The sequence below is a fragment of the Rhodococcus sp. MS16 genome, assembly GCF_013277795.1.
In the GTDB taxonomy this organism is placed as follows: domain Bacteria; phylum Actinomycetota; class Actinomycetes; order Mycobacteriales; family Mycobacteriaceae; genus Rhodococcus_F; species Rhodococcus_F globerula.
On sequence record NZ_VBTM01000010.1, the window covers coordinates 45640 to 63538 of the forward strand.

Genomic DNA, 17899 nt, shown 5'->3' on the forward strand with positions numbered 1-17899 from the left:
CGCGCCCGGTCGGCGCGTAGCCACAAGGTGGCATGTCCAGCTCGTGACCTACATCACCGCTCCCACTGACCGGGACTGTAGTGTTCTGGCTCGCATTTCTGATCAAAACTAGAACTAATTCTGATTTTGACTCTGTTAGTTTTGCCGAAGTTACGCCAAAATAGATTCAACAAATTAGAATGAATACTAATTTCTGACCCAGATCGAAGGAGCACGACATGACGCAATCACTGAGCTTGGAAGGCAAAGTAGCCGCAGTCACCGGTGCCGGCGCCGGACTCGGCCGCGCGGAGGCACTCGGCCTCGCAGCCGCCGGCGCAGCCGTCATCGTCAACGACATGGGCCCCGCAGCCAATGACGTGGTCGACGAGATCAAGGCCGCAGGCGGACAGGCCATCGCCATCACTGGCGACGTCTCCGACTGGTCTCTCGGTGCGCGCTTCGTCGAGGAAGGCGTCAAGAACTTCGGCTCCTTCGACATTCTCGTCAACAACGCGGGCATCCTGCGCGACAAGATGATCTTCAACCTGACCGAATCCGACTGGGACGACGTCATTCGCGTGCACCTCAAGGGCCACGCCGCAACCTCCCATGCAGCTGCAGTGCACTGGCGCGCCGCAAGCAAGGCAGCCGATGCTCCCGTCTACGGACGCATCATCAACACCTCCTCCGAAGCCTTCCTCTTCGGCAGCGCCGGACAGCCCAACTACTCGGCAGCCAAGGCCGGCATCACGGCTCTGACGCTCTCGAGCGCAGCCGGCCTCTCCCGTTACGGCGTCCGCAGCAACGCAATCTGCCCGCGCGCCCGGACAGCAATGACAGCAGATGCGTTCGGCGAGAACAACACCGGTGTCACCGGTCTCGATCCGCTTGCACCCGAGCGTGTTGCAACTCTGGTCAGCTACCTGGCTTCGCCCGCCTCGGACGAGATCAACGGACAGGTCTTTGTCGTCTACGGCAAGATGGTGGCGCTGATGGAAGCACCGAAGGTCGAGAACCGTTTCGACGCAGCCGGATCCGCGTTCACCGTCGAAGAGCTCGGTGGTCAGCTCTCGTCGTACTTCTCGGGCCGTGGCCCCTACGAGACCTACGCTGCTTACAGCATCGCCGGCCTCGAGAAGATCGCACTCGCAGTCGACGAGACCGCAACCGTCTAAACAGCATCAAACACAGAAGGAGCGTTTTCATGAGGTTGAACGGCAAGGTAGCGATTGTCACCGGCGGCGCCGGCGGAATCGGTCGCGCAATCACCCGAGTCTTTGCCCGTGAAGGCGCGAAGGTCCTGTTCGTCGACATCAACGACGAGCAGGGCCAGGCCCTCGAGCAGGAACTGGCCGGCGCCGGCAAGTTCCTCAACGTCGACCTTGCCGCCGCAGGTTCGGCAGAGCAGATCCGCGACGCCGCACTCGAGGCGTTCGGCAAGCTCGACATCCTGGTCAACAACGCTCACGCGTCTCGTCAGGCCCCGCTGCTGGAAACCACGCAGGACATGTTCGACCTGTCCTTCAACACCGGCTTCTACCCGGTTGTCCATCTGATGCAGGCGTGCCACGACGAACTGGCGAAGACCAAGGGTTCGGTCATCAACTTCGCCTCCGGTTCAGGCTTGGACGGTATGCCCACCCAGACGTCGTACGCAGCGGCCAAGGAAGCTGTGCGCGGTCTGACCCGCGTCGTTGCCAACGAGTGGGCGCCGGAAGGCATCCGCGTCAACGTGGTCTGCCCGTTCGCCGCAACCGAAGGCGTCGTCAAGTGGCAGGAAGCCTTCCCCGAGCGTGCAGCCGCGTCGGTTGCCAAGGTTCCTCTCGGACGTATCGGTGATCCCGAAACCGACATCGCTCCCGTCGTCGTGTTCCTCGCGAGCGACGACTCGCAGTACATGACCGGTCAGACGTTGATGGCCGACGGCGGCAGCATCAAACTGCGCTGAGCTGAAGTCTTCTCGGTGAGCTCAGCTCACCGAGAAGAGCTTGGCCGCGTTGTCGTGTACGACGGCGCGCAACCACTCGTCCCCGAGATCGAACCGCGTAAGTGCTTGCAACGATTTGAGATACGGGTACGGAATGTTCGGGAAATCGCTCCCGAAGAGTATCCGGTCCTGCATGTCGATCAGGCGAGAGATATCCGGCTTCGGAAAGGCACACTGCTCTTCCGTGAAGTCGGTGAACGCCATGGTGGTATCCAGTCGCACATTCCCGTAGGCCTCTGCAAGATCAAGGAATTCGCTGTACTCCGGCATGCCCATGTGCGCGATGATCAGCGGCAACCTCGGGTAGCGCGCCAGCAACGACGCGATTCGATCCGGCCCGGTGAACGTACCCGGCGCCGGCCCTGAGCCACAGTGAATGACGATGGGTGTCTCGGCGTCCTCGAGTTGGCCCCACACGTTGTCGAGCAACGGATCGTTAGGGTCGTAATTGCCGACCTGGATGTGGGACTTGAAGATTCGCGCGCCCGACTCCAACGCTTTCCCGACGTACGACGCGGCCGTCTCTTCGGGATAGAACGTGGCCGTATGTAGGCAATCCGGCGTTTGGGCGGCAAACTCGACGGCCCACTGATTGAGCCACTCAGCCATCGCGTTCTTGTGCGGGTAGATCATCGAGGTAAAGGCGCGGACTCCGAATTCACGCAGCCGCTGTACGCGTTCCTCTTCCACCAGGCGATACGTGATCGGCCATGGTCGACCGATCATCGGACCCGCCGAGTCGAAGTACCCCCACACTTTGTCCATGACACTCTTGGGCATGAAGTGGGTGTGAACGTCGATCAAACCCGGAACACCCAGCTCATCCCAAAAGTCCCGAACCGCGGCGATCTCCTCGGCCCCGGGGACCGAATCCGTATCTACGCACATAGCGAGCGCTCCTTCCGTTTGCTCGACCATACCGAGTGTTGTCGCGCTCACTGAGACAGGTGATTGACGGCAAGGCCGTACGCACTCGAATCTGAAGGCATCTTGCCGATTACTGCTGGAGGTTGCATGTCTTTGACCGAGTCCGAAGTCGCGTCACTCAGTCCTGTCGAGGAACTACTCGCAATCGAGGAAATCAAGAAGGTCTTCTCGGCTCGCCTGCGTTGCATGGACACCAAGCAGTGGCATATCTACCCGACACTGCACACCGAGGACGTCGTCAGCGAAACCTGGGGCGGCCTCCCCACGGACAAGCAACCCAAGACCGGTGACACCTCCAATCAGGTGGTCGGTATCGAGAAACTCACCAACGCCATCCGGAACATGCTCGACGGCGAGATTCCTCTCACCACGGCGCACCACGCACACACACCTGAAATCGTGCTGACCTCCCCCACCACCGCCACGGGAATCTGGGCGATGGAGGACATGCTGTGGTGGAACGACGGTGAGAAGGAATTGCACCTGCACGGCTACGGCCATTACCACGAGGAATACCGCAAAGAGAACGGTAAGTGGCTGATCAGCTACCGCACTCTCACGAGGTTGCGCGTCGATCAGGACCCCGGATTCTTCCGATTCATGAAAGCACTGTGATTGACATGACCAGTCCCCTTTTCCAGCCTTTGCGCATTCGTTCGCTCGAATTGCCCAACCGCATCGTCATGTCCCCGATGACGCGCACCTACTCCATCGAGGGCGTCCCCGGTCAGGATGTCGCCGACTACTACCGTCGACGCGCTGAGGGCGGCACCGGCCTGATCGTCACCGAAGGCGTTGCGATCGACCACGTAACTGCGGTCGACCATGCCAACGTCCCCAACCTGCATACGCCCGCCGCTCAGGCCGGCTGGCGCAAGGTCATCGACGACGTTCACGGCGCCGGCGGCAAGATCGTGCCGCAGCTCTGGCACGTCGGCCCGTTGTGGGGCGCGATGACGCAGATGGATCCTTCGCTCAAACCGATGCGCCCGTCCGGTGAGTGGGGCCCGCTCGGTGTCACCTCGTACTCTGCCGCCTACGTCGAGCGCGCCCAGGCAACAACCGACGCGATGACCGAGCAGGACATCCAGGACGTCATCGACGCGTATGTCCGTAGCGCGAAGCACGCTGTCGAGCTCGGCTTCGACGGCATCGCCATCCACGGCGGCCACGGCTACCTACTGGATTCCTTCTTCTGGGAAGGCACCAACCGGCGCGACGACGCGTGGGGCGGCGACTTGGAGCGTCGTACCAAATTCCCCGCAGCCGTCGTTGCGGCGATCCGCGAAGCCATCGGCCCCGATCTGCCGATTATCTACCGCTTCTCCCAGCACAAGCAGCAGGATTTCACCGCGAAGATCGCGGAAACCCCGGAAGAGCTGGGCGTGATCCTGGGCGCTTTGGTCGATGCCGGGGTCGATGTGCTGGACGCCAGCATCCGACGCTTCGACGTTCCCGCCTTCGAAGGCAGCGACCTCTCGCTCGCCGGCTGGGCCAAGAAGCTGACTGGCGCCGTCACCATGGCCGTGGGCAGCGTCGGCCTCGGAAAGTCACTGCGCGACAGTCGCATCGAAGGCGTTGCACCCGTCGTGGACAACATCCCCCAGCTCGAGGAGCGCATCGGTAGCGGAGAGTTCGATCTGATCGCGATCGGCCGCTTGCACTTGGCTGATCCGGCACTCGCCACCACCCTGCGTGCCGGCGGTCCGTTGCCGGCATTCGATCGAGCGGTGCATGAGGGCAGCTTGATCTAGGGGCTGCGCCCCCTGTGCGCCTTTTTGGTAGTGCCCACTACCAAAAAGGCGCACAGGGCCGAAGGCCTTTTCAGAACAGTGTGAACAGATCTTCCGGTTCGACAGCCGTCGTGGACTTCTCCTTGTACGAGGAGTTCACGACGGTTACTTCTTTTTTCACCGGCACCGGTGTCTGCGCAGCAAGTGGTACCGACTCGATGTCCCCGGAGACAATCGCACGGGCGGCTTCGCCTGCCAGCTTGTCGGCCATCTCGTTGTAGTGGTTGCCCACGTGCCCGCGGACCCAACGGAAACGCACCGGCCCGACACGATCGGTGATGGCACGGTCGATGCTCTGCACCAGTTCCAGGTTCTTGACAGCGCCGCCGCTCGCGGTTTTCCAGCCCTTGCGCTTCCAACTCGGCAGCCACTCCGACGCACATTTGATGGCGTATTGGGAGTCGGATTCGATGAGCAAAGGCTCGTCTCCGGGGTGAGCGACAACGGCCTCGAAGAGCGCCCTCAACTCGGCGATCTGGTTGGTTCCGGATGATTCGCCGCCCGACATCGACGGACCCTCGTGATTTACCCAAGCCCAGCCGATAGCTCCGCCGGGGTTGCGCAGACAGGATCCGTCGGTGCTCACGATGATCATGGCTCGGACCTTACGTTGCCCCACCGACATGTGTCTGAACGCGGGGCGACCGTTGCAGATACGCTGGCCGACGATGACGCCGAAACTCGAGGCTGCCGAAGTCACGGTGACTTCTCAGCGACCACTCGATGCCGCGCTGACGCTCAGCCCGCATCAGCGCGGACCTGGCGACCCCGCTCACAGGCGTACCCCGGACGGCGCGATCTGGCGAGTTTCCCGCCAACTTTCGGGTCCTGTGACCTACCGCATTACACAGTCGGATCGCCACACCGTCCGCGTGCAGTCGTGGGGCGTCGGCGCTACGGAGTTCCTGGGCGGAGCCGAAGCATTGCTCGGTCTCGACGACGAAGCCGACGATTTTGCTCCCGAACATCCCAAGCTGGCCGAAGCTCATCGACGCTTCCCGCATCTGCGGATCGGACGCACCGGACGCGTCATGGAGGCTCTCGTCCCCGCCATCCTCGAACAACGTGTCCACGGCGTCGACGCCTTTGCAGCGTGGCGACGTCTGCTGACCAAGTTCGGAGAACGAGCTCCCGGACCGGCGCCCGACGGAATGCGAGTTCCACTCACCGCGGATCAGTGGCGACGGATGCCGTCGTGGGAGTTTCATCGCGCGAACGTGGACCCGGCAAGATCCAAGACGATCGTGCAGTGCGCTCGGGTCGCCGATCGGCTCGAGCAAGCGTCAACCTTCTCGAGGGCGGAGGCGACGAGGCGATTGCGAGCCGTGCCCGGCGTCGGAATCTGGACCGCCGCCGAAGTTGCCCAGCGTGCGTTCGGGGATTCGGACGCTCTGTCGGTGGGCGACTACCATCTCGCCGCAGTAGTCGGCTGGTCCCTCCTCGGGGAACCGATCGACGACGCTCGTATGGTCGAGTACCTCGCTCCCCTGCAACCGCATCGGTATCGGGCGGTCCGGCTCCTGCAGGTCAGCGGCCAGGCCGTCAAACCGAAGTTCGGGCCGCGCACCGCAATCGCCGATCATCGTTGGCACTGAGCGCAAGGAGAGTAATCATGTCGAGTCGATACGCACACATCGCGTTCTCACCCGCTGCTGTCGAGCGCCAGCGCGAGTCGGGCAGTTTCACGATCTACGGATCCAAACTCGATCATCCCGATACCGGCCCCATGGAATTCGACTCTCGCGCTCAGGGTTTCGTTACATCTGTCGATTCGTTCTTTCTGTCCACGGTCACTTCCGACGGTTGGCCGTACATCCAGCATCGTGGTGGTCCCCGCGGGTTTCTCCACGTGTTGGGTCCGAACCGAATCGGCTTTGCCGACCTGCCCGGAAATCAACAATTCGTGACACTCGGCAACCTCGAGACCAACAACCGCGTCTCGCTCTTTGTCGTCGACTATCCGACACGAACCCGTCTGAAAATCTACGGCCGCGCTCACGTAGTCGACGCCGATGCCGACCCCACGCTGCTGCAACAACTTCTGGAGGTTCCCGGCGGCATCATGTCGGCCAAGGCGCAGCGCTCGATAGTCATCGACGTGGAAGCATTCGATTGGAACTGCGCGCGAAACATCACTCCGCGCTACGACAAGGAACGAATGGACGAATCTCTGGCGCTTGCCCGCAGGCCACTACAGGAACAGATCGACTCACTCCAGGCAGACGTTGCCAGGCTCGCCGCCGAGAACGAAGCGCTCCGCGCTCGAGTGTCGAATAACGAATGAGACTGGGCGGTTTCAGAGGTATCGGAGCCGGGTAGCCACTTGTCACGACCCGTCGCGAGGAAGTCGACGGGTCCGCTTGTGCCCGAAAGTTCCACACAGACAGATTGGCTTTCCCCATGAAACTGTCCCGAACTCTGACCATGACCGCGATTGTCGTTGCTGCCGTCGGCGCAGGCGCCGGCACGGCTGTTGCAGCTCCGAACACCGGCTTCGATCCGTTCAACCAACCGGTAAGCACGAACAGTCCGACTGCAGCGACGCTTTTCCCCGGTAACGATGCCAAACAAGCTGCGTTCGACACCATGACGAACGAAATCAATATCGGGTGGAACAACGGCGGCTTGCAGTCGACGCTCGGCGGTGCGGCCACAGGTATCGGGATTGGGTGCTTGTCGATCTTCCCCAACTTCATCGCCGGATGCATCGTCGGCGGAGCCATCGGAACGGGTATCGGTCTGGGCAACGGCATCATGAACGGAAACCCGAATGCCGCACCGGCAGTGGAGAAATTCTTCGCCACTCCCTAGTTCAGTCGTGGTAGTTCAGTCGTGGTAGTTCAGTCGTGCGAGTGACCATGTGTGGGATCGTCGCCGAAGTGCGTGGCACCGATCGAGTGAAGTAGCTGGTGAACGGTGTCGTCAGCCAATTGGTAACGCATCGAACGGCCGTCTCGCGTGGCTGTCACCCACCCCTGGCTCCGAAGCAGCCGAAGTGCATGCGAGACAGCCGTCCCGCTCATTCCCAATGCCACGGACAGGTCCGTGACGCAGATCCCCGGCGCGTGATGCAGACACAGGAGAAGCCGAAGGCGATTGGCATCGGACAGCAGTTCAAACCTGTTGGACCACACAGTCACGTCCAGTCCTTCGAGCGCCGCCTGCCCGCGCCGGACATCGGCGATGTTCAAAGCGCCGCTTGACTCCATGCCCGACCGCCTCCGTAGTGCTGTTATCCCTCATACGGAGTGTACCCAGGGGACGCTCAGGCGGATTCCACCACAGCGGCCAGGCCCTGCCCGCCGCCGATACACATGGTCAGCAGCGCTTTTCCGCTACCGCGGCGACTGAGTTCATGCAGGGCTGTAGTCGTCATCCGGGCACCCGTCGCACCGACGGGATGTCCGAGTGAAATTCCGGACCCGTTGACATTGAGCCGATCGAGGTCCTCGAAGCCCCATTCCTTCACGACGCCGAGAACCTGGCACGCAAATGCCTCGTTCAGCTCCACCAACTCGAAATCGGAGAAGCTGCCGCCGGTCCGGGCAAAGAGCTTCGATACTGCTGCGACGGGTCCGAGTCCCATCAGCGCGGGTTCACAGCCGGCGGCAGCCCAACTGTCCAGGAAGCCGATCGGTTCGAGACCCAACTCGTCCAGTCGATCTTCGGCAACCACCAACATCGCAGCCGCAGCGTCATTCTGCTGACTGGCATTTCCGGCCGTGACGACGCCACCCTTCGTGACGGTCCGCAACCGACCGAGTGTGTCCATCGACGTGTCGTCGCGAATTCCCTCGTCGCTGCGGAACTCCGTGACGTTGCCCTTACGATCGGTCAGTTCCACGGAGACGATCTCGGTGTCGAAACGGCCGGAATCTCGCGCTGCCGTTGCCTTGCGATGACTGTCCACCGCAAACTGATCAGACTGCTCGCGACTGATGTCGCAGCGTTGCGCGACATTCTCCGCGGTTTCGATCATGCCGCTGATCTTGCCGAATCGCCACTCCGGCTGTGACCGCTCACGCCCACGATCGAGCCTGTCGAACAGTTGCAGCCCACCGGCTTTGGTGCCCCATCGCGCTCCGGTGGTGTAGTGCTCAATGCCACTCATTGATTCGACGCCGCCCGCAACAACAACGTCAGCAGCGCCTGTTTGAACCATCATCGCAGCGGTGATGATGGCCTGCAGGCCCGTTCCGCATCGGCGATCCGTCTGGAAACCGGCAACCGAGATGGGAAGCCCGGCCTCGAGCGCTGCCCACCGGCCGATGCACGGTGCCTCCGAATTGGCGTACGACTGCCCCATCGCAACATCGTCGATGCGGGCAGGGTCGATGCCGCTGCGACGAACCGTCTCCTTGATCACTGTGGCTGCCAAAGTCTCGGCAGGCACGTCACGCAGTGCCCCGCCGAAGCGGCCCACCCCGGTCCGAACCGGCGCAACCAGCGCTGCTCGTTTCATGATTTCCTCGAATCTTGTTCTGTAAGTGTGAGAATGACTCAGGCGACAAGCAGACGAACCGTCTCGGCAACAAGCGCAGGCTTGGTAGCGCCCTCGATCTCGATCGTGTAGCGCACGACAATCGTCGCGCCCTTCGCAGTGCGCTCGAACGACAGAATTTCAGCGCCTGCGCGAACCGACGAACCGACCTTGACCGGTTCGGGGAATCGAACCTTGTTGCTGCCGTAGTTGACAGTCATGGCAATGCCGTCGACGCGCATCACCTGGGCACCGAGCACGGGCAGCAGTGACAGGGTCAGGTAGCCGTGTGCAATGGTGCCGCCGTACGGACCCTGCGCGGCGCGTTCGGGATCCACGTGAATCCACTGGTGATCTTCGGTCGCGTCGGCAAACTTGTCGACTCGCTCCTGGGTGACCGGAAACCACTCGCTGTATCCGAGGTGCTCGCCTACTGCCGACTCGACGTCGTCGATTCCGTTGAATACTCGCATAGTCTCTCCTGAGAGATTTTGGGTGACAACGAGATACGTCCGCGGGAACCGCTAGTGCGCGCCTCGTCGTAGCGTCACTCGATAGGTGTACTGCTCGGGCAGGAAGTAGCTGACGGACAATTCGTTGGCCAGGCCGGCAGCGTTGGTATACAGGCGATCGACGCGCAACATCGCATGCCCGGGTTCACAATTCACGTCCCTGGCAACGTCAGCAGTAGCCGGTGCAACCGTAATCGACTGCGCTGCTTCGATTATCGGACTGTCCAACAGCGGCTCCAATAACCCGATCACGGTATAGGAGCTGACAGCACCTGCCAACATTTCGGGTGCGTCCACGATGTGACGGGCAACAGCTTCGGGCAAGTGTGCGGTGGTCTGTACAAAGGGAATGCCCTCGTGAAATCGGCGAAATACCACCGTATACACCACATCCGTATCCAACCGGAGCCTGCTTGCCGCTTCGATGTCCACACGCCGAACCAGTGGCGCGACGACTTCCATTGTCGTGTCCTTCGACAGGTTCATCAGGTCTTCGATGGACCCCAGATGCCGCAGATACTGGCCGGTGTTCTCCGTCACGAACGTGCCACGACCCGGGACCCGATACACGATGCCTTCGGAAACCAGGTCGTGGAATGCTCGTCGAACCGTCTGGCGGCTCACGCCGTGCCGCGCCGCCAGTTCGGATTCGGTGGGTAGCTGAAGGCCGTCGCGGTAAGTTCCGGCGGATATCTGCTGACGAAGCTCACGGGAGAGGCGTTGATACGCCGGCTCCGTCTCTCTTTCCTTACCGCTCATAGCATTCAGATTCTACTGGCTCACCGAGTGGTCACAGACCACCGCGCGCAACCAGCTGCGCGACGATGACATTGCGCTGAATCTCGTTGGTGCCCTCGCCCACGATCATCAGTGGGGCGTCCCGGAAGTAGCGCTCTACGTCGTATTCCGTCGAATAACCGTAGCCACCGTGAATGCGAACCGCGGACAACGCAATTTCCATGGCAACCTCGGACGCATACAGCTTGGCCATTCCGGCTTCCATGTCGCACCGCTCGCCGCTGTCGTACTTCTCTGCCGCGTGCCAGGTCAATTGCCGAGCCGCGGTCAGCTTCGTCGCCATGTCCGCGAGGTAGTTACCGATCGACTGATGCTTCCAGATCGGTTTGCCGAAGCTTTCACGCTGCTGCGCGTAGGCAAGCGAATCCTCGAGTGCAGCGGTCGCAACACCGAGCGCCCGGCAAGCCACCTGGATACGGCCGGTTTCGAGGCCCTTCATCATCTGACCGAAGCCCTTACCGGGCACGCCGCCGAGGATCGCATCTTCGGAGATGCGGTAGTTGTCGAAGGACAACTCGCAGCTCTCGACGCCCTTGTAGCCGAGCTTGGGGAGATCACGGGAAACGTTGAGCCCCTCGCCCTGTTCGACCAGGACGATCGAGATACCGGCATGCCGCGGACTTGCCGAAGGATCCGTCTTGCACAACAGTGCGATCACACCGGATCGCCGCGCATTGGTGATCCAGGTCTTGGCTCCGTTGATGACCAGATCGGTACCGTCACTCTTGGCGTTGGTTGTCATCGCCTGCAGATCGGAGCCACCACCCGGTTCGGTAAGAGCCATGGTGGCTCGAATTTCACCGGTTGCCATCAGCGGCAGATACTTCAGTTTCTGTTCCTCGGTGCCGAACAGGGTGATGAGCTTGGCTACCACCGTATGGCCACCCATTGCACCCGCTAGCGTCATCCAACCTCTGGACAGCTCCTGGGTTACCTGCGCATAGCAAGGCATCGATACAGGGCATCCACCGTATTCCTCGGGAATGGCGAGGCCGTAGATCCCGATCTGCTTCATCTGGTCGATCCACTTTTCGGGATATTCGTTCGCGTGCTCCACCTCCTGCACGGAAGGCTTGACCTCGCGATCTATGAACGATCGCACCGTGTCGACCAGGAAGGTCTCTTCGTCGTTGAGCTTGAGCATGAATCCGCCTCGACATTGTTCAAAGTTTGTACGGCCATATTTAGCCATTGTTGGCCCTTTGTCAACACTTCGCCTTGACAGTCACCCGCAAATGCTGCCAGCATCGTGGGAAAACCAGTGCAATTCTGGAAATAGCCACGCAATTTCGACTGATTCACGGCAACTCACCACATTTTCAACTGGCCGTACATTTGGGCCCTGATCGAGGTAATCGACACACGTGACTAACAACGAGTACCGATCTGTCCGACGCCGCACCGCCCTGGTCGCTCCCGGATCAGACGAGCGCAAAGCACGCAAAGCACTGAACTCGACCGCGGACGAGGTGATCCTCGATCTCGAGGACGCCGTCACCACGGCCAATAAACACACCGCCCGCGAGCTTGTCACCGAACTCGTTCGCGAGTTCGGCGCTTCCCGAACCGTGTCCGTACGCGTCAACGGACCGACGACCCCGTGGTTCGTCGCCGACATGACCGCGTGCGGCCTACTCGGCAAATCGTTGACCAGTGCGATAGTCCCGAAGGTGGAATCTGCCGAGGAACTCCTCGAAGCGCAGCGACTTCTCGTGGCAGCAGGCGGACACTCCGTTACCCTGCAAGCGCTCATCGAGACGCCGTTGGGCGTCTCGAACGTCGACGCCGTCACCCGATCGACGACGCGCCTGCAGGCAATCGTCATCGGATACGCCGATCTCGGTGCAGCACTGGGACGCTCGCGGACCGCTCTCCCGGAGCACTGGCTGGCCGTGCAGGACAGAATTCTGATCGCCTGCCGCACTGCCGGTATCGCTGCCATCGACGGCCCCTTCCTCGGGATCACCGACGACGACGCCTTCCGCCACTCCGCGGCCTGGACCAGCGCGCTCGGATTCGACGGAAAGTGGGTTATCCACCCGGCGCAGATCGATTCCGCTACTGCGGCATTCACACCATCGGACTCCGATGTCACCGACGCCCGACGCGTCTTGGGCGCACTCGAAGAAGCCGAAGCCTCCGGCGCCGGCGCCGCACAACTCGACGGCCAGATGCTCGACGAAGCCGTCGCCGTGGCAGCGCGTCGCACACTCGCCCGAGCAGAAGGAGTCAGCGCATGAGCGCACAGAATGGGAGCGACCATTACGCCGCCGAGCACTATGTCGGTGGACCGTATTTCGACGAACTCACCCACGGGCAGGTTTTCGACGAAGCTCCCGCCGTCACGCTGACGAGTGGCCTTGCCGCCACCCATCAGGGCATCCTCGGCGACCGGATGCGACTTTCCCTCGACGCCCATCTCTCGACTGCAGTCACGGGAAGTGCTGCACCCGTTGCCAATCCTGGTTTGGTCACCGACATCGCGATCGGCCAGTCCACGGTGGTTACCCACCACGTGAAGGCCAACCTGTTCTACCGCGGACTGCGATTCCACCGCTTCCCACTACTCGGCGACACCCTGTACACGCGTACCGAGGTGGTAGGACTGCGCGAAAACTCGTCCAAGCCCGGCCGCGCCCCCACCGGCCTTGCGGCACTGCGGATGACGTCCACCGACCAGAACGGCAACACCGTTCTCGACTTCTACCGATGTGCGATGCTGCCACTGAGCGGCAATCCTGACGACGGGCGCACGCGGCACGACGACGATCTGTCGTCCATCGGCCCTGACGCGCTCGCCCCGTACGTGACGCCGAAAGACTGGAACCTCGACGCTTACCGAAACAAGGTTCCCGGCAAGCACTTCGATCAGGCACTGGTCGGTTCGATCCACCGCAGCAGCGGCGACGTCGTCTCCAGCGCACCCGAACTCGCCCGGTTGAGCCTCAACATCGCGGCGACACATCACGACGAACGCGTCGGCGCCCATGGCCGTCTTGTCTACGGTGGCCACACCATCGGTATCGCCCTCGCGCAGGCAACTCGGGCACTCCCGAACCTGGTCACCGTTCTCGGATGGCATTCGTGTGATCACACCGGACCCGTCCACGAAGGCGATACGCTCACGAGCGAACTCCGCGTCGAGAGCGCCACTCCACTCGAACACGGCACAGCCGTCGAGCTTCGATCACTTGTTTACTCCCACAACAGCTCTGCCACCGACACTCCCGTGCTGGACTGGCGATTCACAGCTCTGATGGCATGACCGACACGCTAAGGACCATCATGACCACCCAGAACACCTCCGCTGGCCCGTTGGCCGGACTCCGCATCATCGAGATCTCCAGCTTCGTCGCGGCTCCCCTGTGCGGGCTGACCCTCTCCCAACTCGGCGCCGAGGTCATCCGAATCGATCCCATCGGCGGCGCTTCCGATTACAACCGTTGGCCGGTGACCGACCAGGGCGAGAGCATCTACTGGACGGGCCTGAACAAGGGCAAGAAGTCACTCGCCGTGAACATGCGCTCCGACGAGGGGCAGGAATTGGTGCAACAACTCGTCACCGCGCCCGGCCCCGGCAACGGCATCCTGGTCACCAACGCGGGCGGGCGCGCGTGGATGAGCCACGCCACCCTCGCCGCCCTGCGAGAAGACGTCATCACCCTCGAAATCCTGGGCCGCCGCGACGGCTCCCCCGGAGTCGACTACACCGTCAACGCCGGGTTGGGATTTCCGATGATGACCGGGCCTGCAGACCACGCCGGCGTCGTCAATCACGTACTTCCGGCCTGGGACATGGCCTGCGGGTTGCATGCGGCACTGGCAATTACATCTGCAGCACGCAAACGGGACGCCACCGGCGAGGGTTCACAGATCACCCTCCCCCTCGAAGACGTCGCGCTCGCAACGGCGGGCACACTCGGGTACTTCACCGAGGTCCAGATCAACGGACACAGCCGCACGTCCGGCGGCAACGCGGTGTACGGAACGTACGGAATCGATTTTCTCACCAGCGACAACGAACGTTTCATGATCGTCGCGCTGACCACCCGCCATTTCCGTGACCTCACGGCCATGACCGGAACAACCGAAGCCGTCGAAGCCGTCGAAGCTGCCTTGGGCGCAGATTTCACCACCGAAGCCGACAGGTACACCCACCGCGAGGTGCTCACCGCACTGTTCTCGCGTTGGTTTCGTGAACACAGCGGTAGCGAAGTTGCTGCAGCACTGGACAAGACATCGATCCTGTCCGAGCGCTACCGGAGTTTCGAAACGGTTGTCGAATCCGGCGAACTCGAAAAGAACCCGATGTTCACGACGCTCGAACAACCTCGTATCGGTTCCTACCTCGCCGCCGGTCATCCCGCATCATTCAACGGAACTCACTTCACGACCGGACCCGCCCCGGTAGTCGGCGAAGATTCCGTGACCGTACTGGCCGAGATCCTCGGCACGACTGCAGATCGTGCGGCCGAGCTGGCAAAGAACGGCATAGTCGGCACTGCCTCACTCTGATCACCCGCATACAACTTCGGCCTCGGGAAACCCTCCCGAGGCCGAAGTTGTAGGTACACAAGAACTGTCAGAGGCCAAGATCTTTTGCAATGATGGTTTTCATGACTTCACTTGTACCACCGTAGATTCGCGTGACGCGTGTATCAGCGTAGAGGCGAGCGATGGGGTACTCGGTGATGTACCCGTACCCACCGTGCAACTGGAGGCATTTGTCGATTACTCGACCGGCCGCCTCAGTACAGAACAGCTTTGCCTTTGCTGCATCGGCGATGGTCAGCGTGCCACGGTCATGACACTCCAGTGCGTTGTCGGACACCAACTGGATTGCATCAACTTCGGTAGCGCACTCCGCCAGAACGAATTTGGTGTTCTGGAACGCCGCAACCGGCTTGCCGAAGACCTTGCGATCCTTGACGTAATCGATGGCAAATCGAAGTGCTGCTGTGGCCGTCGCGGCCGCACCGAAAGCAATGGTCAATCGTTCTTGAGCCAGGTTGTGGGTCAGATAGCCGAAGCCGTAGCCTTCTTCGCCGAGACGATCCTCGACAGGCACCTGGACGTCGACAAACGACAGCTCCGCGGTGTCCGAGGTCTTGAGCCCGATCTTGTTGATCTTGCGCCCCACCGAGAAACCCGGTGACGATGTATCGACCACCAGAATCGACAATCCACTACGACGGTTCTCCGCGGTACTGGGCGCGGTCCGGCACACCACCAGAATGCGATCGGCAAGCACGCCGCCGGTGATGAACGTCTTGGCTCCGTTGAGCACATAGTGCGTACCGTCCTCGGACAGCTTGGCCGACGTCGCGATGTTCGCCAGATCCGAGCCCGTTCCCGGTTCGGTCATCGCAATCGCGAACATCAGATCGCCGGATGCAAACCCGGGCAGCCACCGATTCTTCTGTTCCTCGTTTGCGTACTCGAGCAGGTACGGCAGGATGAGGTTCGTATGGACCGACTGCGAGCCGAACGACGCCCCGGCCGCGGCAACTTCCTCAGCTACGACGACATTGAACTTGAGCGAGGACTCACCGCCTCCGCCATATTCCTCCGGAACCTGAATTCCGAGTACGCCCAGCTCACCCAACCGGCGATAGAAATCACGGGGCGGGTGACCGTCTTCTTCCCACTTCTCGTGGACTGGCGTCACTTCCTTCGCGATGAAATCGCGGACGGTTGCCCGGAATGCCTCGTGATCCTCGTTGAACACGGTGCGCTGCATGTATGAACTCCAGTCGGTCAAGGGAAACGAGGGTGATCCTTTTTCTCACCTTGCCTCAATTTGCTGCGTGCGATCCAACACCCATCACCTATGTGTCCGATAGGGCATTCCAATACCCCCTGACCTGCGATACATAGGTAACCGCTATCGTTCCGATCACCGACGCGACATTGCCGAAAGTGATCCAGAACACGTTGAATAGGACTGCCGGCAACGCACACAATCGATCGCTTCGAGGCCGTGCTTCGATCACGATCGCCACCGCCTACCAACCTCGAAGGGACGCCCGTGACCAACATCGCGCAGCATCGTAACGACGTCCAACCAGAATCGTCTGTCGTCCCGGTCTTCGGCACCCGCAAGCGTGCATGGACGATGACCGGACTGGTCGTCTTCCTCTACGTCGTCAACTACGCCGACAAAGCAGTCCTCGGAATCATCGCTCAGCCGCTTGCACGTGAGCTCGGACTGAAGTCGTCGCAAATCGGCATGGTCGGCTCACTGTTCTTCCTGATGTTCTGCATCGGTGGCTTCATGGCCGGACCCCTGAACAAGTACCTGACCCTTCGTTGGGCGCTGCTGATCTTGGCGGCGATCTGGTCCGTGGTCATGCTCCCCCTCGTTCTCGGCGCAAGTCTCGCAATGCTGATCGTCTCGAGGATGCTGCTCGGACTTGCCGAAGGACCCAGTTCGGCTCTGATGCACACCGCCGCATATTCGTGGCACCCACCGGCCAAGCGCGGCCTTCCCGGCGCGATGCTCGCCGGATCCGCTTCCGTCGCAAAGATCGCCCTCGCTCCCGTGCTGACGTTCATCGCCGTTCATTACGGTTGGCGCGCAGCAGTTCTCTCGCTCTCCGTTCTCGGTCTGGTGTGGATGGGTTGCTGGCTGGCCGGTTGGTCCGAAGGACCGTACACGAGCAAGGCAGTCAAGGCGACCAAGCAAGCAGATACCGAAGAAGCAGTCGAGACGACTGCAAAAGCAGTCACCGAACCGAACGTTCCGTGGCGCAAGATCCTGCTCTCCCGCACGTTTGTCAGCTGCTGCTTCCTCATCGCCGCCATCTACGCGCTGACCACCGTCGTCCTCACCTGGCTGCCGTCGTACTTCGAGGTCGGCCTCGGTTACAGTGCGATGCAAGCCGGTTCGATGTTTGCACTGCCGTCGATCGTGGGCCTGATCCTCATGATCACCTCCGGTTCCGTCACCGACAAGTTGATCGGCCGCGGTTTCACGTCTCGCACAGTTCGCATCATCGTTCCCTGTGTCGGCGTTCTGATCTGCGGATCGATTCTCCTGTTCCTCCCCCAGATCTCCGCTCCCGCCCTCGCGGTCGCCATGGTGTCGATCGGCTACGGATTCTCGGCAATCACTTTCCCACTCATCAACGCCGCGATCTCCGAACTGTGCCCGCCGCAGCAGACTGCCGGAACCATGGGATTCTTCCTCGCCATCATGTCGATCGGTGGCCTGATTGCGCCTTACGCAACGGGAGTCATCGTGGATAACGCCGCAACGGCTGCCGACGGTTATGCCCAGTCCTTCCAGGCAATCGGCATCATCGGCGTCATTGCAGCGGTTCTGGTACTCGTCTTCGCCAATCCCGACCGCGACCGAAAGCTCATCCGCGGCTGAGAACTCCACTCATAGCCATTCGCTAACAAAGCCATTCACCGAAAG

19 protein-coding genes are annotated in these 17899 nt (G+C 61.3%); 11 read left to right on the top strand and 8 right to left on the bottom strand.

Annotation, left to right across the window (positions count from 1 at the left end; all coding sequences use genetic code 11):
* Positions 1-218: 218 nt before the first annotated feature.
* Entirely contained in the window at positions 219-1157 is a 939-nt protein-coding gene (locus tag FEZ60_RS21815) for a 3-oxoacyl-ACP reductase (RefSeq protein ID WP_033233249.1), read from the top strand.
* A gap of 29 nt (positions 1158-1186) precedes the next feature.
* Positions 1187-1930, top strand: coding sequence for an SDR family oxidoreductase (locus FEZ60_RS21820; RefSeq protein WP_033233251.1), 744 nt, complete (start codon positions 1187-1189; stop codon positions 1928-1930).
* Between the two features lie 21 nt (positions 1931-1951).
* Here the strand turns inward: FEZ60_RS21820 and FEZ60_RS21825 are convergent, their stop codons facing one another.
* A complete protein-coding gene (locus FEZ60_RS21825) occupies positions 1952-2857 on the bottom strand; it encodes an amidohydrolase family protein (protein WP_045066714.1) in 906 nt (301 codons plus the stop codon).
* 126 nt (positions 2858-2983) lie between these two features.
* On the opposite strand from FEZ60_RS21825, the gene FEZ60_RS21830 reads away from it, so the two are divergent.
* Together FEZ60_RS21830 and FEZ60_RS21835 are read left to right on the top strand one after the other, a co-directional pair.
* Positions 2984-3511, top strand: a complete 528-nt coding sequence (locus FEZ60_RS21830) for a nuclear transport factor 2 family protein (protein ID WP_033233253.1) — start codon at positions 2984-2986, stop codon at positions 3509-3511.
* A 5-nt stretch (positions 3512-3516) separates the two neighbouring features.
* Positions 3517-4650 (top strand): NADH:flavin oxidoreductase, encoded by a 1134-nt coding sequence (locus tag FEZ60_RS21835; protein WP_045066715.1) that lies wholly within the window; start codon positions 3517-3519, stop codon positions 4648-4650.
* A 70-nt stretch (positions 4651-4720) separates the two neighbouring features.
* Here FEZ60_RS21835 and FEZ60_RS21840 read toward each other — a convergent pair whose 3' ends face one another.
* The gene (locus tag FEZ60_RS21840) at positions 4721-5284 is read right to left on the bottom strand and encodes a ribonuclease H (RefSeq protein ID WP_172937033.1); all 564 of its coding nucleotides are present in this window, start codon (positions 5282-5284) and stop codon (positions 4721-4723) included.
* Positions 5285-5357: 73 nt separating this feature from the next.
* Here FEZ60_RS21840 and FEZ60_RS21845 point away from each other — a divergent pair, with 73 nt between their 5' ends.
* The 3 genes from FEZ60_RS21845 (at position 5358) to FEZ60_RS21855 (ending at position 7500) form a co-directional block, all read left to right on the top strand.
* Complete coding sequence (locus tag FEZ60_RS21845; RefSeq protein ID WP_172936978.1) at positions 5358-6284, top strand: DNA-3-methyladenine glycosylase 2 family protein; 927 nt, start codon at positions 5358-5360, stop codon at positions 6282-6284.
* A gap of 17 nt (positions 6285-6301) precedes the next feature.
* The gene (locus FEZ60_RS21850) at positions 6302-6973 is read left to right on the top strand and encodes a pyridoxamine 5'-phosphate oxidase family protein (RefSeq protein ID WP_095887163.1); all 672 of its coding nucleotides are present in this window, start codon (positions 6302-6304) and stop codon (positions 6971-6973) included.
* 116 nt (positions 6974-7089) lie between these two features.
* Entirely contained in the window at positions 7090-7500 is a 411-nt protein-coding gene (locus tag FEZ60_RS21855) for a hypothetical protein (RefSeq protein WP_033233259.1), read from the top strand.
* Between the two features lie 29 nt (positions 7501-7529).
* Here the strand turns inward: FEZ60_RS21855 and FEZ60_RS21860 are convergent, their stop codons facing one another.
* From FEZ60_RS21860 to FEZ60_RS21880, 5 genes are read right to left on the bottom strand one after another with little or no spacing between them, the layout of a single operon-like run.
* Positions 7530-7898, bottom strand: coding sequence for a metalloregulator ArsR/SmtB family transcription factor (locus FEZ60_RS21860; RefSeq protein WP_033233260.1), 369 nt, complete (start codon positions 7896-7898; stop codon positions 7530-7532).
* A 56-nt stretch (positions 7899-7954) separates the two neighbouring features.
* Positions 7955-9151: an acetyl-CoA C-acetyltransferase gene (locus FEZ60_RS21865; protein ID WP_092804087.1), complete on the bottom strand. Its 1197-nt coding sequence runs from the start codon at positions 9149-9151 to the stop codon at positions 7955-7957.
* Between the two features lie 38 nt (positions 9152-9189).
* Positions 9190-9642 (bottom strand): MaoC family dehydratase, encoded by a 453-nt coding sequence (locus FEZ60_RS21870; RefSeq protein WP_172936979.1) that lies wholly within the window; start codon positions 9640-9642, stop codon positions 9190-9192.
* Between the two features lie 51 nt (positions 9643-9693).
* Positions 9694-10440, bottom strand: coding sequence for a GntR family transcriptional regulator (locus FEZ60_RS21875; protein ID WP_033233266.1), 747 nt, complete (start codon positions 10438-10440; stop codon positions 9694-9696).
* A gap of 31 nt (positions 10441-10471) precedes the next feature.
* Positions 10472-11623 (bottom strand): acyl-CoA dehydrogenase family protein, encoded by a 1152-nt coding sequence (locus tag FEZ60_RS21880; RefSeq protein WP_033233268.1) that lies wholly within the window; start codon positions 11621-11623, stop codon positions 10472-10474.
* A 220-nt stretch (positions 11624-11843) separates the two neighbouring features.
* Here FEZ60_RS21880 and FEZ60_RS21885 point away from each other — a divergent pair, with 220 nt between their 5' ends.
* The 3 genes from FEZ60_RS21885 to FEZ60_RS21895 are packed head-to-tail and all read left to right on the top strand — an operon-like array spanning position 11844 to position 14994.
* Entirely contained in the window at positions 11844-12719 is an 876-nt protein-coding gene (locus tag FEZ60_RS21885) for an aldolase/citrate lyase family protein (protein WP_172936980.1), read from the top strand.
* The gene (locus tag FEZ60_RS21890; protein WP_172936981.1) at positions 12716-13744 is read left to right on the top strand and encodes a MaoC family dehydratase; all 1029 of its coding nucleotides are present in this window, start codon (positions 12716-12718) and stop codon (positions 13742-13744) included. The genes FEZ60_RS21885 and FEZ60_RS21890 overlap by 4 nt, the downstream gene beginning before the upstream one ends.
* Before the next feature lie 20 nt (positions 13745-13764).
* Positions 13765-14994 carry a CoA transferase gene (locus FEZ60_RS21895; protein ID WP_172936982.1) on the top strand — a complete coding sequence of 410 codons (1230 nt, stop codon included), beginning with the start codon at positions 13765-13767 and terminating at the stop codon, positions 14992-14994.
* Between the two features lie 67 nt (positions 14995-15061).
* On the opposite strand, the gene FEZ60_RS21900 is transcribed toward FEZ60_RS21895, so the two are convergent.
* On the bottom strand, positions 15062-16219 hold the full coding sequence (locus FEZ60_RS21900; RefSeq protein WP_172936983.1) for an acyl-CoA dehydrogenase family protein: 1158 nt from the start codon (positions 16217-16219) through the stop codon (positions 15062-15064).
* Positions 16220-16507: 288 nt separating this feature from the next.
* Here FEZ60_RS21900 and FEZ60_RS21905 point away from each other — a divergent pair, with 288 nt between their 5' ends.
* Positions 16508-17854: an MFS transporter gene (locus FEZ60_RS21905; RefSeq protein ID WP_239654633.1), complete on the top strand. Its 1347-nt coding sequence runs from the start codon at positions 16508-16510 to the stop codon at positions 17852-17854.
* Positions 17855-17899: the final 45 nt, after the last annotated feature.

What these genes read in the sequence shown, in the direction of transcription:
- FEZ60_RS21815 (WP_033233249.1), top strand. Translation starts at nt 219, where the DNA reads ATGACGCAATCACTGAGCTTGGAAGGCAAAGTAGCCGCAGTCACCGGT.
- FEZ60_RS21820 (WP_033233251.1), top strand. Translation starts at nt 1,187, where the DNA reads ATGAGGTTGAACGGCAAGGTAGCGATTGTCACCGGCGGCGCCGGCGGA.
- FEZ60_RS21825 (WP_045066714.1), bottom strand. Translation starts at nt 2,857, where the DNA reads ATGTGCGTAGATACGGATTCGGTCCCCGGGGCCGAGGAGATCGCCGCG.
- FEZ60_RS21830 (WP_033233253.1), top strand. Translation starts at nt 2,984, where the DNA reads ATGTCTTTGACCGAGTCCGAAGTCGCGTCACTCAGTCCTGTCGAGGAA.
- FEZ60_RS21835 (WP_045066715.1), top strand. Translation starts at nt 3,517, where the DNA reads ATGACCAGTCCCCTTTTCCAGCCTTTGCGCATTCGTTCGCTCGAATTG.
- FEZ60_RS21840 (WP_172937033.1), bottom strand. Translation starts at nt 5,284, where the DNA reads ATGATCATCGTGAGCACCGACGGATCCTGTCTGCGCAACCCCGGCGGA.
- FEZ60_RS21845 (WP_172936978.1), top strand. Translation starts at nt 5,358, where the DNA reads ATGACGCCGAAACTCGAGGCTGCCGAAGTCACGGTGACTTCTCAGCGA.
- FEZ60_RS21850 (WP_095887163.1), top strand. Translation starts at nt 6,302, where the DNA reads ATGTCGAGTCGATACGCACACATCGCGTTCTCACCCGCTGCTGTCGAG.
- FEZ60_RS21855 (WP_033233259.1), top strand. Translation starts at nt 7,090, where the DNA reads ATGAAACTGTCCCGAACTCTGACCATGACCGCGATTGTCGTTGCTGCC.
- FEZ60_RS21860 (WP_033233260.1), bottom strand. Translation starts at nt 7,898, where the DNA reads ATGGAGTCAAGCGGCGCTTTGAACATCGCCGATGTCCGGCGCGGGCAG.
- FEZ60_RS21865 (WP_092804087.1), bottom strand. Translation starts at nt 9,151, where the DNA reads ATGAAACGAGCAGCGCTGGTTGCGCCGGTTCGGACCGGGGTGGGCCGC.
- FEZ60_RS21870 (WP_172936979.1), bottom strand. Translation starts at nt 9,642, where the DNA reads ATGCGAGTATTCAACGGAATCGACGACGTCGAGTCGGCAGTAGGCGAG.
- FEZ60_RS21875 (WP_033233266.1), bottom strand. Translation starts at nt 10,440, where the DNA reads ATGAGCGGTAAGGAAAGAGAGACGGAGCCGGCGTATCAACGCCTCTCC.
- FEZ60_RS21880 (WP_033233268.1), bottom strand. Translation starts at nt 11,623, where the DNA reads ATGCTCAAGCTCAACGACGAAGAGACCTTCCTGGTCGACACGGTGCGA.
- FEZ60_RS21890 (WP_172936981.1), top strand. Translation starts at nt 12,716, where the DNA reads ATGAGCGCACAGAATGGGAGCGACCATTACGCCGCCGAGCACTATGTC.
- FEZ60_RS21895 (WP_172936982.1), top strand. Translation starts at nt 13,765, where the DNA reads ATGACCACCCAGAACACCTCCGCTGGCCCGTTGGCCGGACTCCGCATC.
- FEZ60_RS21900 (WP_172936983.1), bottom strand. Translation starts at nt 16,219, where the DNA reads ATGCAGCGCACCGTGTTCAACGAGGATCACGAGGCATTCCGGGCAACC.